This is a genomic window from Pyrinomonas methylaliphatogenes, from assembly GCF_000820845.2.
GTDB classification, from domain to species: domain Bacteria; phylum Acidobacteriota; class Blastocatellia; order Pyrinomonadales; family Pyrinomonadaceae; genus Pyrinomonas; species Pyrinomonas methylaliphatogenes.
This window is the reverse complement of the sequence record NZ_CBXV010000008.1, coordinates 246,997-260,819: the sequence shown is the minus strand read 5'-3', so window position 1 is coordinate 260,819 and position 13,823 is coordinate 246,997. Positions and strand designations below refer to the sequence as shown.

10 protein-coding genes are annotated in these 13,823 nt (G+C 60.3%); 7 read left to right on the top strand and 3 right to left on the bottom strand.

Annotation, left to right across the window (positions count from 1 at the left end; genetic code table 11):
- The first annotated feature begins 353 nt into the window (after window positions 1–353).
- The 3 genes from PYK22_RS12320 (at window position 354) to PYK22_RS12310 (ending at window position 3,246) form a co-directional block, all read left to right on the top strand.
- Window positions 354–2,345 carry an aconitase family protein gene (locus PYK22_RS12320; RefSeq protein WP_041977709.1) on the top strand — a complete coding sequence of 664 codons (1,992 nt, stop codon included), beginning with the start codon at window positions 354–356 and terminating at the stop codon, window positions 2,343–2,345.
- Window positions 2,346–2,395: 50 nt separating this feature from the next.
- Entirely contained in the window at window positions 2,396–2,959 is a 564-nt protein-coding gene (locus PYK22_RS16845) for a CYTH domain-containing protein (protein WP_060635638.1), read from the top strand.
- A 71-nt stretch (window positions 2,960–3,030) separates the two neighbouring features.
- Complete coding sequence (locus tag PYK22_RS12310) at window positions 3,031–3,246, top strand: DUF2905 domain-containing protein (RefSeq protein WP_041977708.1); 216 nt, start codon at window positions 3,031–3,033, stop codon at window positions 3,244–3,246.
- A gap of 8 nt (window positions 3,247–3,254) precedes the next feature.
- Here the strand turns inward: PYK22_RS12310 and pckA are convergent, their stop codons facing one another.
- Together pckA and PYK22_RS12300 are read right to left on the bottom strand one after the other, a co-directional pair.
- On the bottom strand, window positions 3,255–4,853 hold the full coding sequence (pckA, locus tag PYK22_RS12305; protein WP_041977706.1) for a phosphoenolpyruvate carboxykinase (ATP): 1,599 nt from the start codon (window positions 4,851–4,853) through the stop codon (window positions 3,255–3,257).
- Between the two features lie 85 nt (window positions 4,854–4,938).
- Window positions 4,939–5,178, bottom strand: coding sequence for a hypothetical protein (locus tag PYK22_RS12300; RefSeq protein ID WP_041977704.1), 240 nt, complete (start codon window positions 5,176–5,178; stop codon window positions 4,939–4,941).
- A 736-nt stretch (window positions 5,179–5,914) separates the two neighbouring features.
- On the opposite strand from PYK22_RS12300, the gene cheB reads away from it, so the two are divergent.
- From cheB to rpoD, 4 genes are all read left to right on the top strand, one after another.
- Entirely contained in the window at window positions 5,915–6,955 is a 1,041-nt protein-coding gene (gene cheB / locus PYK22_RS12295) for a chemotaxis-specific protein-glutamate methyltransferase CheB (RefSeq protein ID WP_041977702.1), read from the top strand.
- 129 nt (window positions 6,956–7,084) lie between these two features.
- Window positions 7,085–9,508: an endonuclease MutS2 gene (locus tag PYK22_RS12290; protein WP_041977701.1), complete on the top strand. Its 2,424-nt coding sequence runs from the start codon at window positions 7,085–7,087 to the stop codon at window positions 9,506–9,508.
- A gap of 114 nt (window positions 9,509–9,622) precedes the next feature.
- A complete protein-coding gene (gene dnaG / locus PYK22_RS12285) occupies window positions 9,623–11,446 on the top strand; it encodes a DNA primase (protein WP_060635637.1) in 1,824 nt (607 codons plus the stop codon).
- Window positions 11,447–11,504: 58 nt separating this feature from the next.
- Window positions 11,505–13,244 carry an RNA polymerase sigma factor RpoD gene (gene rpoD / locus PYK22_RS18245; protein ID WP_041977700.1) on the top strand — a complete coding sequence of 580 codons (1,740 nt, stop codon included), beginning with the start codon at window positions 11,505–11,507 and terminating at the stop codon, window positions 13,242–13,244.
- A gap of 135 nt (window positions 13,245–13,379) precedes the next feature.
- On the opposite strand, the gene PYK22_RS12275 is transcribed toward rpoD, so the two are convergent.
- Window positions 13,380–13,820, bottom strand: coding sequence for a methylglyoxal synthase (locus tag PYK22_RS12275; protein ID WP_041977697.1), 441 nt, complete (start codon window positions 13,818–13,820; stop codon window positions 13,380–13,382).
- Between the last annotated feature and the right edge of the window lie 3 nt (window positions 13,821–13,823).

Genomic DNA, 13,823 nt, shown 5'->3' with positions numbered 1-13,823 from the left:
GGTAGAGCAACTTGCGGTGTCGCGCGATACGCCGGTTTGGCTGAAGCCTTGATGCATTGACGCTTCTGCGCCATCGATGAGGCCCGCCGCGTTTCGTCCCTTTGCCTCTAGCTAAAGCGCCAAGCGTGATCGGGCCTTGCAAAAAAAGAGGCATAACTCGGGTTTCGTCTCGTTAACGCGAGGCGGAGCGGTGGTGAAGGCAGGCGCGAGCGCTTCTGATCGATGTGCCCGCGGCGATGAGGCTGGCCACAGACGATCTGCGACGCTTCCGTTAGGGAGTGTGAGTCCTCATCAATTCAGTTTATAATCTGATTAGGGTTCTTCCCCAGAATCATTTGTTAAGGGGCGGAGAGATGGCTGAAGGCGGCAAGCGACCGGATAAGATCCGTTTCACAGGGCGAATCCTCTTCCTGACGAAAGATGTTTCGCTCATTCGGCGTCAATTGGCAGGCGAGGATTTGCCCTACGATCCTGAGTTGCCGTTGATGGATAACATCTCGACTGATGAGATCACGCCGGCGTGGGTCTGTTTTTATTACGACGAGACGCTCGGGCGCTACGTTTACGTCGGCATGCGCGAAAACGCCGTGCAACCGGACGAGGTGAAGAACGGCGGCTTTTCGGTGGTCGTGTCGGGACTTTCCAAAGGTTGTGGTTCTTCGCGCGAAACGGCGCCGTTTGCCGAAAAGGCAGCCGGGATCGAACTCGTCATCGCCAAAACGATCGAGAAGATCTACGGGCAGAACGCGCAGAACATCGGGCTTCTCACCTCGACCGATTTCGGTTTAATTGAACGCATCGCGCGCGGCGAGGAGATTCCGCTCGAGGAGTTCACGCGCGGGCTCGATGCGATCTCAAAAGCGATCGTCGAGTACGGCGGGCTGTTCAATTACAACAAGGCGCGACTGGCGGGCGAGATTTCGCCGCCGCCGATCGCAACTCCGCCGCGCCCAATGAACATCGTCGAAAAGATCATCGCGCGCCACGCCTTCGTCACCGCGGGCAAAATCGGCGTCGAGGCCGTCAAGCCGGGCGACGCGCTGTTTGCCGTCGCCGACGTTCGCTTCTCGCACGAATACGTCACGCCGATGGCCGAAGCGCTCTTCCGTCAAGCGCTTGGGCCGGAAGCGCGCGTCACCGAACCGCAATCCGTTTTCGCCTTCCGCGATCACCTGACCTTCCTCGGGCAGATCATGCCGCGCAAGCAGCGCGAGATGGGCCTGCTCGAGCGGGCCGAGGGCCTGGCCGTCACGCAGCGGCAGTTCGCCGAACGGCAAGGGATCAAGTATTACGGCGAAACCCCCGAGGGCGGATCCGAGGCCATCTGCCACAACGCCGTGGTCGAAGACATCGCGCTGCCGGGGCAGATCGTCATCGGGACCGATTCGCATACGTGCATGGCTGGCGTGCTCGGTTGCTTCGCTTTCGGCGTCGGCGCGACCGACATGGCCAATGCATGGTACACCAAGGACGTTCGCCTGCGCGTGCCGGAGACGGTCCGTTTCGTCCTCAAGGGCAAGAAGCGGCCCGACGTGACGGCCAAAGACGTGATGTTGTTCATTCTCGCCATGGACTACATGAAGCAGGGCAAAGGCATCGGACAGGTGCTCGAATTTGCGGGCGAAGGTTTGCGCGACTGGTCCATGGACGAGCGCGCGACGTTGACGAACATGGCGGTCGAAGCGGGCGGCTTTACGGGCATCATCGAACCAGATGAGGTGACGCTCGAATATCTCGTCAAGATGCGCGGGCTGCCTGCCGAGCGCGTGCGCGAGATGTTCGTCTTCAGCGACCCGGATGCGGAGTATGCGGCCACCTTCGAGATCGATCTAGCGCAGATCAAGCCGATGGTGGCGACTCCGGGCGATCCGCGCAACGGCATCCCGATCGATCAATTGCCCGGCGAAGTCAAGATCGACATCGCCTATGGCGGATCGTGCACGGGCGGCAAGATGGCCGATATGGATATGTACGCTGCCGTGTTGCGGCGCGCGCTTGAACAAGGCAGGCGCGTCGCGCCGGGCGTTGAACTCTATTTGCAGTTCGGTTCGCAGAAGATCAAAGAGTACGCGCGGCGCAAAGGCTATATCGAAATCTTCGAGCGGGTCGGCGCGCGCTTGATCGATCCAAGTTGCGGCGCGTGCATCAATGCCGGACCAGGCGCTTCGGATTCACCCGACAAGGTTACGGTCAGCGCGCAGAATCGCAACTTTCCGGGCAGAAGCGGCCCGGGCAAGGTCTATCTGGCCTCGCCCTACGTCGTCGCCGCATCGGCGATCGCCGGAAAGATCGTCGCCCCCGACGAGTTCTTGTTGAGAGGAGAAGAGGATCCGATCGCGGCATGAAAGATGGGCCATTTGCGCGTTAGAATGTCGCATATTGGAAGAGGTGGCAGATGGTGAGCGGATTGGGGATCGGTCGAGGGACTGGCAGTTGCGTGTTACGCGAGCGCCGCTTCCTGCTCAATGAATTACCGCCCGGCTTGTTGCGCCATCACTATCACGTGCAGTTGAAGGATAACTACATCGCTGGCACGCGATTGCGTTTGCGGAGATTGCGCGTTCCGGCGACCGATGAACGGAGGCGGTGGCTGCAACAGAAGATTCAGCTCACCTCGGGCGAGCTTAGGCGTTTCGCGTTCGCTGAGATCGAGCTTTCGGCGGAAGAGTACGAGGTTTTTAAGATCTTCGAGGGCGATGAGATACGCAAGAACCGTTATCCCTATGAGCACGAGGGGCGGCAGTACGAGATAGATTTTTTCCTCGGTCCATTGCTTGGATTGATTCTAGCGAAGGTCCGATTCGCGACAGATGAAGAGATGATCTCCTTCCGCCCGCCTGCTTTCGCGACTCTGGAAGTGAGCGGCGAGGAGATCTTCGCTGGCGGGCGACTGGTGCACTTGTCCGCTGATGAGCTGCGCTCGGAACTTGCGAAGCGGTACGGCAAGAGGGATACTTGAAGGCCGCGCGGTCGGATTCGGAACCTTTCCACGCGCGTGACATCGACGCCAACCCCTTTGTTTGAGGTCGTATGAGAGCGACCGGACTCATCGTCATCCTTATAGGTCTCATCATCGTCGTGCTCGGAGCGTTAATCTGGCTCGGCGCCTTCTCCTGGTTCGGGCGGTTGCCGGGGGATTTCCGTTATGAGGGTGAGAACGTGCGCTTCTATTTCCCGCTCGCCTCGATGCTCATCATCTCGCTGCTGCTGAGCTTCTTGTTCAATCTGCTCCGGCGCTTCTTTTGAGTGCGCCATCAATCCGCCACGGGAGCGGTGGCGCGCACGTCGGCTGATACTTCGCGTGCGTACTTCTCGAAATTTTGATTGAAGCGACGCGCCAATTCGCGCGCTTTGCGATCATATGCTTCCTTGTCGCGCCATGTGTTGCGCGGGTCGAGGATTTCCGTCGGGACATCCGGGCAGGAGCGCGGGACGAGGATGCCGAAGATCGGATCGGGTCGCAACGCGACCTGCGCCAGCGCGCCGGATTGGATGGCGCGGATGATCGCGCGCGTATAAGCGATTTTAATCCGCTCCCCTTCGCCATATGGCCCCCCGCTCCAGCCCGTATTCACGAGCCAACAATCGGTGCCGTGCCTCTTCATCCGCTGGCCCAGCATCTCGGCATACACGGCTGGAGGCAGGACGAGGAAAGGCGCGCCGAAGCAGGTCGAGAAAGTCGCCTGCGGTTCGCGGACGCCTTTCTCCGTGCCGGCGACCTTAGCCGTGTAGCCGGAAAGGAAATGGTACATCGCTTGTTCTTGCGTAAGGCGCGCGACCGGCGGCAGGACGCCGAAAGCATCGGCGGTGAGCATGATGATGTTGTTCGGATGCCCAGCCATCCCCTCAGTGACGATCTTGGGAAGGCAGCTCAAAGGATAGGCGGCGCGCGTGTTCTCCGTCTTCGAGGCGTCATCGAAATCGAGCGCGCGCGTTTCGCGATTGTAGATCACGTTCTCTAGGATGGTCCCGAAGCTCTGCGCCGCGCGGTAGATGTCCGGCTCGGCTTGCGGATTCAGACGGATCACTTTCGCATAGCATCCGCCCTCGAAGTTGAAGATACCATCGTCGCTCCAGCCGTGTTCATCATCGCCTATGAGGCGACGATTCGGATCGGCTGAGAGTGTGGTCTTCCCCGTGCCTGAAAGACCGAAGAAGAGCGAGACGTCGCCTCGCTCGCCGACGTTAGCTGAGCAGTGCATGCTGAGCACGCCGCGCGGCGGGAGAAGGTAGTTGAGGACGGTGAAGATGCTCTTCTTCGTCTCGCCGGCGTATGATGTCCCGCCGATCAATACGAGGCGCTGACCGAAATCGAGCAGGATGAAGGTTCCCGTGCGCGTCCCATCGCGTTCCGGGATGGCGCGGAATCCGGGAAGATTGATGATCGTAAAGTCGGGCACGAAGCCATGCTGACGTTCGACGATGAAGAGCGTGCGAGCGAAGAGAGAATGCCACGCCAGTTCCGTGATGACGCGCACCGAAAGACGATAACGCGGATCGGCGCCAGCGAAGACATCTTGCACGAAGATGTCTCGCGTGCGCATGTATTCGATCATCCGATCGCGCAGCGCGTTGAAACGCTCCTGCGGGAAGGGACGATTGATTTCACTCCACCAGATCTTATCCTCGCTCGAAGGTTCGCGCACGATCGCCTTGTCTTGCGCCGCGCGTCCAGTATGCTCGCCCGTATCGACGATGAGCGCGCCGCGCTCGCTGAGGACACCTTCGCGACGCCTGATGATCTCTTCGTATAGCTCAGGCGTCGTCAAGTTCCAGTAGATCGTACCCGTTTCGCTGGTGATGCCGTGATGTTCGAGGCCGTAATGAGTGCGTTTATGACCTTGTTCGCGCATAGTGATCCTTCGAATATGTTGTCGCTGAGAACAAAAGGTGGGCGCAATCGAAACCCTCTGGATTGCGCCCACATAAGGGAGGTGACTAACTTTGGTCTTCCTTTCGTCGTTCGCGCGCCAGTTCGCGCAACGCGACGGCTAGGTCGCGCGCCAGACGTTCCAGGCGATCTGCGTATACCTCCAAATCTTCCACGTCAGCTTGTGAGTGATTAGCGACTGCTGCCAAAGATTCTTCTATTTGTGTGCGCAATCTTTCAGCCGCAGCGTGCACTTCGCGCTCGGCGACAGTGATCGTCGATAATGGCGTCGAATCCACAGCCTTCATTCGACGGGATGTTGTTTTCGCCCGTCGCCCCCTTGTCTTAAATTTCGTCTTCCTTCGCTCACGAAAAACCTCTTTGCATCTCTTAACATCAAGAGGTTCTCGGAATCAAGTGGCGACGAGCGATCTTCGCCCCTTGTACGATAGTTTCATTCGCCTCCAAGATTGCGGAGCGGGCGCAGAACCCATTCGATCATGCGTTACGTCCTTCGACAGTCCGATTGCAGGCATCATGCTGCGGGGCGATCTCGAGCTGGCGCGCGATTCAGTGAATCGTAGCGGTCGCTGAAGTGCTGTTCGGCGATCCCGCCGAAGCGTAGCTTGGATCATTCAGCCGTGGAGCGGGAAGGCGGTCGCATTGAGGTGAAAAGCGGTGGTGCGGATCGAGCGGTTCGCGCCGTGCAAAGAGGCCGGGTGGCGATTTGATGTGGCGCCAGTGGACCGGAAGTTGCGGGCTTGCGTCGTGCGAAAAGATCCGGAGGAGGTCCGGATTCTCGCACGGCGCGTGCGATTGGCGGACGCGAAACCCTTCTGTTAACCTCAAAGGGGATCGAAGCAAGCGCGTATCCTCGCTGATCGCAAACGGCGGGCGCGAAACCCTTCTGTTAACCTCAAAGAGGGATCGAAGCGATCAAATTGAACGGATGCTGGAAACCGAGTGGATTTGCGATTTTGCTTGCGTGATGAGCGGGAGAGAGCGCCGTCTCAGCCAAAATCCCGTTAGAGAGAGAGGCGGGTGATGCCATATCGCGTGCTCATCGTCGATGATTCGCCTTTTTACCGTTTGCGATTGGCGCAAGTCGTCTCGGCGTCGGACCAGTTACAGCTTGTCGGCATCGCGGGCGATGGGCGCGAAGCGATTCGATTGATCGGCGAGCGCCATCCCGATCTCATCATTTTGGATTTGGAGATGCCCGGGTTGGATGGGATGAGCGTGCTTCGCTGGACGATGCGATATGCGCCAGTTCCCGTCATCATCTGCAGTGGGCGCGGGACGAGCGAGACCGTCTTCCAAGCTCTCGAGATCGGCGCCGTCGATTTCGTGGCCAAGCCGGAGTTGCGTCATGCGGTGCGATCCGAGCAGTTCGCTACGAATCTAAGGCAACGGATGGAAGCAGCGGCGCAGGCGCGCTTGCCTTCAGCGAAGGTCAGGCGCGACAGTCAGGCGATCGTCGCCGCGGCGCAACTTGCGCGCACGCATCTAGCTGATACGCGCATCGTGGGGATCGTCGGTTCGGCTGGCGGACCGACCGCCGTCTCGCGCATCATCTCGGCGCTTCCCGCCTCTTTCCGCACGCCCGTGATCATCGCGCTTCATATGCCTGCCGGGTTCACCCGCTCTTTCGCGGAACGGTTAAAACGGATCGGGCGCGTCGAGGCGGGCGAAGCCAAAGATGGCGAGAAGATCGTCGCTTCGCGCATCTATGTCGCGCCGGGCGGATGGCAGACGACCGTCGCTCTCGATAAAGAGGGCGATCTCATTCTGCGAGTCAAACATGCGCGGACGGAGGATAGGTTCGCTCCGTCGGCGGATCTACTGCTCCAATCGCTGGCCGAAGCGTGTGGCGAGAAGGCCTTGGGGGTGGTGGTGACCGGGATGGGGCAGGATGGAGTGAAAGGGGCGCACGCGATACGCGCGCGCGGCGGCACGGTTATCGTCGAGTCGAAGGAGTCGGCCTTGATCTGGGGCATGCCGCGCGCCGTCGCCGAGGCTGGGCTAGCTTCCGCTGAGCTGGATCTTCTATCCATCGTCACGACGCTTTCGCTTCTGTGCAAATAGGTGGTAATTTTAATCGGCGATGTTGACATGGCGCGCATTCCTCGAATTGGTGATGCGGTGCAAATAGGCGGTAATTTTTAAAGGATCGGCGATCCGAGATGAGCGGCCTGTTCTTCGCTTCATCTGTTTATGAACGAGCGGTCTTTTGCTGCGCTTGAATACGACGGATTGCGTGCGCTCGTGCGGCAGCATGCGCAAACGGCGCTGGGGCGATCGCTGGTGGATCGGCTCGCCCCGCTCGCGGATCTGGAGACGGTGCGCTGCGCGTTGCGCGCGGTCTCCGAGTGTCGCGCCCTGCATGGGCGTGGCGTGCGGTGGTCCTTCGCCGATCTTGCCGATCCGACGGAAGCGCTCGCTCGCTTGCGCGTCGAAGGGACGGCGCTCGATCCGGCCTCATTGCTCAATCTCGCGCACCTTTGCGCGCGCGCCTTGGATGTGCGGGCCGCCATGCAAGCCGAACGCGAGCTTTGTCCCACGTTATGGCAGATCGCGGCAGCGATCTCGCCAGCGCTTGCGTCCATCGCTGCGCAGATCACGGCGAAGATCTTGCCGAGCGGTGAACTCGATGATCGGGCGAGCCCCGAGCTTGCGCGCATTCGCGCGCGGCTCAACCATGTGCGGTCCAGCCTTACGCGCATGCTCGAAGGGGTTCTCCGCCGCTTCCCCGAGGCGGTGCAGGATGCGATTGTCACCGTTCGCAACGACCGTTTCGTCATCCCCATTCGCGTCGATCATCGGGGGCGGATCGCTGGCGTCGCGCACGGTTTCTCCTCATCGGGTGCGACCGTCTTCCTCGAACCGTTGGAAGCGGTCGAGCCGAACAATGAGCTGCAGGCTTTGCGCGAAGAGGAAGAACGCGAGAAGGGGCGCATTCTGCTCGCTTTGAGCGATGAGTTGCGCGGACACCTTATCGCGCTCGAACAGGCGGTCGAGGCGGTGGCCGAACTCGATCTCGTGCGCGCCAAGGCGCTCTTTGCCGAACAGTTCGACGCGATCGAACCTGTAGTCGAAGCTGATGGGCCGCTGGAGCTCATCGAAGCGCGGCATCCGCTCCTTGAAGAAGAGTTGCGGCGCGCGGGCGAGCGGCGGATCGTCCCCGTCTCGTTTAAGCTCGATGCCGCACATCCGGTCATGATCATTTCGGGCGCCAATGCGGGCGGGAAGACCGTGGTCCTTAAAACGGCTGGCTTGCTTGCGCTCATGGCTTTGAGCGGCATTCACGTGCCGGCGCGTCGTGCGCATCTTCCGCTTTACCGATCGATCCTTGCGGACATCGGCGATCAACAATCGCTCACTGCGAACCTTTCGACCTTCACTTCCCACATCGCCAACATCAGTCACATGATTGAGTCCTGTCAGGCGCCAGCGCTCGTCTTGCTCGATGAGGTTGGGACCGGGACTGACCCGGAGGAAGGCTCCGCCTTGGGTGTCGCCATCGTGGACCATTTCCGGCGCGTCTGTGGCGCGCACGTGATCGCGACGACGCACTACAGCGGGTTGAAGATCTATGCTGCGAGCGAACCGGGCGTCATAAACGCCAGCGTCGAATTCGACGAGAAGACTTTGCAGCCGACTTATCGTCTGATCATCGGCCTGCCAGGGGCTTCAGCCGGATTGGAGATCGCGCGCCGGTTCGGCCTTCCTGAAGGCGTGATCGAGGCGGCGCGGCGGCGCGTCAGCGAGGAGTCTCGTGCCATCGGCGAATACCTGCGGCATCTTAGGAGCGAGACCGAGTTGATCGTGGATTTGCGCCGCGCGTTGGAGGAGGAGCGCGAGGCGGTCGCCGCGAAATATCACGCCCTCGAAGCGGAGTTCGAGCGACGCGAGAGGGAACGACAGCAGGAGTTCGCCGCCGAGTTGCGGCGCGTCGTCGCCGATTTCGAAGGGCGCGCGCGCGCGTTGGTGGCTAAGATCGAAGACCGCATAACGCGCGAACGCGCCGCGCGCGAAGCCGAAAAACGCGCCGCCGAGCTGCGTCGCACGGCGCGCGCGGTTGAAGCGCAACGCGAGGTTCAAACGGAAGCGGTGGGCGCCAAAACCAAGGTGCGCGTCGTTCGACGCGGGCGCAAAGAGCGGGCGATCGCGCCAGCTCGACCGATCGCCGTCGGCGATCGCGTGCGTTTGGTGGCGTTGGGGGGAGCCGTGGGAATTGTCGAAAGCCTCAGCGGCGAACAGGCCGAAGTGCGCACGGGCGCTTTGCGCTTTCGCGAAAAGGTCGCGAACCTAGAGCTCATCGAAGGTGCCGAGGAGCAGCCGCACGCCCCTTCGATCGGAACGGAGTTCAAGTTGCGGGCCGCAGACAGGCAGTTGCGCGAAGAATTGAATTTGATCGGGCGCACGACTGATGAGGTGGCCGAAGAATTGGACAGATTCCTCGATGAGGCTTATTTGAACGATTTGGATCGCGTGCGGATCATCCATGGACATGGGACGGGCGCGTTACGCCGCGCGGTGGCGGCGGTTTTGCAATTCCACCCGCATGTCGCGCGCTTCTCGCTTGCTCCGCCTGAAGAGGGTGGGGCCGGGGCGACGATCGTCGAGCTGAAGCGATGAGACTTTTGCATCTAAAGCGAATCATCGAATTCGTCATCGCGACGATCGTCGAGCCGAAGCGATGAGCCTCTCGTGAGCCGGATCTTTGGCGAGGGCATCTTTGGGGGCCGAGAGATGGCTAAATTCCCGCAAAACTTCATCGACGATCTGCGACAGCGGGCCGACATCGTCCGCATCATCTCCGAGTACGTGCCGCTCAAGAAACGCGGCGCGAATTGGATGGCCCGTTGCCCGTTCCATGAAGAGAAGACCCCGTCATTTTCCGTCAGCCCAGCGAAGAACATCTTCTACTGCTTCGGCTGCGGGAAAGGTGGGAGCGTCTTCACTTTCATCATGGAGATGGAGCACCTCTCTTTCCCTGAGGCCGTGCGCTTAGTCGCCGAAAAGGCGGGCGTGCCGCTGCCTTCGCCCCGAGACGAGCGCGAAGAGATGTTGCGACGGCGCGAGCGCGAGCGGATCATCGCGCTCAACCTCTGGGCGCTCGAGTGGTGGGAAGCGCAGCTCGAAAGCAGACCCGAGGCGCTGCGCTATCTTCTGCAAAGGGGCATCACCGACGAGACGCGGCGAGCTTTTCGACTCGGCTATGCGCCGGACGGCTGGGATGGGTTGATCTCGCATCTGAAAGAGCGCGGGGCGACGATGGCCGAGATCGAGCGAAGCGGTCTCGTCGTCAAAAAGGAGACGGGCGGCAGTTACGATCGTTTCCGCGGGCGTTTGATCTTCCCGGTCTTAGATCTGCAGGGGCGCCCGATCGCCTTCGGCGGGCGGACGCTTGCGCCCGACGGCGAACCGAAATATTTGAACTCGCCGGAAACGCCCGTCTATTCAAAGGGACGCCATCTATTTGGCCTCAATTTGACGCGTGAACAGATCAGGCGGCGCGGATTTGCCATCCTAGTCGAAGGCTATCTGGATCTGATCGCGCTTTATCAAGCCGGCATTCGCAATGTCGTGGCCAGCCTTGGGACGGCTTTGACCGGCGAACAGGCGAAACTCTTAGGGCGCTTTGCGCGTAAAGTTGTGGTAAATTATGACGGTGACGAGGCGGGTCGGGAAGCGGCTCGGCGGGCCATCGAAATCCTTTTGGCAGAAGGGTTTGAGGTGAAAGTGCTGGTGTTGCCGGACAACGCTGACCCTGATGAATTCATCAAACGTTTCGGCATTGAGGAGTACAACCGGCGGCGGGGGGCGGCACTTTCCCACTTACAGTTTGTGCTTGAAGAAGCGACGCGAGAGCGCGATCTGGCTCGCCCGGAAGACAAAGCGGCGGCCGTCAACGACGTTCTCACGTCGCTGCGTGTCGTTCGCAACGGCGTGCTTCGGCGCGAGTATTTCGACCACGCGATGGATGTGTTGCGAGTCGAAGACTCGCTCCGCCGCGAGTTGTGGGGAACGATGCGCGCGGGGGCGCGATTAGATGCGTCGGAGATGAAGGTTCAATTCGAGCGCGCCGCACAGCAACCGGTCACATTGGCCGAGCGACGCTTGCTCGAGTTGATCTTCGCCGTCCCAGAAGTCGGTCGCGCGATCCTCGCGCAGATAGAGTCGAGCGATTATGAGGCGTTAGCGACCGCGCCGATCTTTCGCGCGCTATCGGAGCGCCTCGCGCGCGGAGAGACGATCGAGGCGGCGGCGGTGGCCGACCTGCTCGCGGACGATCCGGTGGCCCAGAAGATCGTGCCGCTCGTTGCAGCGAGCGGAATCGAGCTCGGCGCAGGCGAGTCTCCGGAAGAGCTGATCGCCGAGGCGGAGAACTGCTTGCTCGCTCTGCGACGCATGAATCTGGAGCGGCGCATACGGGAGTTGAAGAACGAGATCGCGCGGGCCGAACGGATCGGCGATTCGGACGCGCGCGACCAGCTCACGCTCGAGTACTTGGATCTACAGCGGCGAAGAAATGCGCTCTATCTTAAGGCCGCTTCGCCGCGCTGGAGATGAAGTTGCGCGGTTGCTTGTGAAGCGATTTTTGAGATCGGAGCAGCCGATTGGGAGGTGAATGAAATTGGCTATTCACGATAAAGATCAGGACGATGTCATGCAGCGCTTGCTCGAACTGGGCGGCGAGAAGAAATATTTGACCTTCGACGATCTGAACCGCGAATTGCCGGATAGCATCGTATCTCCGGATGATATCGAAGACGTTTTGCAGAAGCTCGAAGGGTCAAACATCGCCGTCTCGGACGACGAGCGACTGCTCGAACAAGCAGCAGCGATCGCCACAGTCGACGATACGGAAGAGCCGATCGAAGAGGATCTCGAGCTCGATTTGTCGGCGGGCGCGCTCGATAAGACGAACGACCCGGTTCGTCTTTACTTGCGCGAGATGGGGGTGGTGCCTCTTCTGACCCGTGAGGGCGAGGTTGCTATCGCCAAGCGCATCGAGCGCGGGCAGATCAAGACACAGAAAGCGATTGCTCGTTCGCCGATCGCCGTCAAGGAATTGCTCAAGATCGGCGAAGAGCTCGAAGCCGGTTCGCTCCATATTCGTGACGTGGTAAACTTCGCCGAACAGGCGGAGTTCACCGGTCAAGAGGTGGATAAAGTCGACGAATACTTGCAGTGGACGCTCGAAGGGATCGAAAACATCCGCAAGCTCTTCAAGCAGGGGTTGAAGGAGTGGGAGAAGCTGCGGGCCGAACAGAAAGTATCGCGCGGCAAGAAGACTAAGAAACTCCTTCGCCTGCGACGGAAGGTGGCGCGCATCCGGCTCGAAATCGCCCAAGAGATCAAACAGCTCAATCTGACCGAAAAGGCCAAGCAGCGTTTGATCGAAGCGATCCGTAAGGTCCACGACGAAGTGCGTGCTGCCGAGCAGGAGATCGAAGAGTACACCGAGAAGCTGAATAAGAAGCGGCTCAAACCTGAAGAGGAGAAAGAGTACAGGCGCCACATCAACGCGGCGAAACGACGGCTGCAGCAGATCGAAGCCGAACATTACGTCTCGCCGGTCGAAATCAAGCGCTCGTATCAGGCGATCACCACAGGCGAGCAGGAGACGGCGCAGGCCAAGAAAGAGTTGATCGAAGCCAACTTGCGCTTGGTTGTCTCCATCGCCAAGAAGTATACGAACCGCGGCCTCCAGTTCCTCGATCTGATTCAGGAGGGGAACATCGGTTTGATGAAGGCCGTGGACAAATTCGAGTGGCGCCGCGGCTACAAGTTCTCGACTTACGCGACATGGTGGATCCGACAGGCGATCACGCGCGCGATCGCCGATCAGGCGCGCACGATCCGCATCCCGGTCCACATGATCGAGACGATAAATAAGCTGATCCGCACGAGCCGCGCGCTGGTCCAGGAGTTGGGGCGCGAACCGACCTCGGAAGAGATCGCCAAGAAGATGGACATCCCTGTCTCCAAGGTGCGCAAAGTGCTTAAGATCGCGCAAGAGCCGATCTCGCTCGAAACGCCGATCGGCGAAGAGGAGGATTCGCATCTGGGCGATTTCATCGAGGATAAGTCCATCCAAAATCCGGCGGATGCGGTGGTCGCCGCTAACTTGCGCGAGATCACCGACGAGGTTCTGAAGACGCTCACGCCGCGCGAGGAGAAAGTCATCAAGATGCGCTTCGGGCTCGGGCCGAACGGTTCTGAGCACACGCTCGAAGAGGTGGGCCAGCATTTCGCCGTCACGCGCGAGCGTATCCGTCAGATCGAAGCCAAGGCGCTGCGCAAGCTGCGCCACCCGTCGCGCTCGCGTAAGCTGAAGGCCTTCCTCGAGGGCTCGCGGCAGTGAAGGCGCGACGATCTGTCTCAAAGCCCGGTGGCTTAAAGCCTTAAGCCTCCGGGCTTTGTTGTGTTCAGTGGCCGTCCTCGGAAGTTCTTCCCGGCTGAAGCGCGAGCTTGCGCCGTCGGCGAAAAGCGGGCAGCCTCATCCGTTAGGATCGGCGATGAGTCGCTTCAAAAGCGGCGAGGAGATCAGAAAATCGGCCGTCGCGCGATTACAGGCCGTCGGGATATTGTGCAGTACGGCGAGGCGAAGCAGCGCCTTGACATCCACATCGTGCGGTTGAGGGGTGAGCGGATCCCAGAAGAAGATCAGACAGCATACGCGCTTTTCCGATACCAGCGCGCCGATCTGCGCGTCGCCGCCGTAAGGCCCGCTGAGCAGCCGTCGCACCTTCAATCCCGTTTCGGCTTCCAAACGCGCGCCGGTGGTCCCGGTCGCGTAAAGCGTGAAGGCTGAGAGCGTGCCGCGGTTGAAACGGGCCCATTCGACGAGATCCTTTTTGCACGCATCATGGGCGACGAGCGCGATGGCCGGTTTGTCTTGAGCCAACTCCTTTGACGATTCGCTTGATCCAAGAGCCATCAG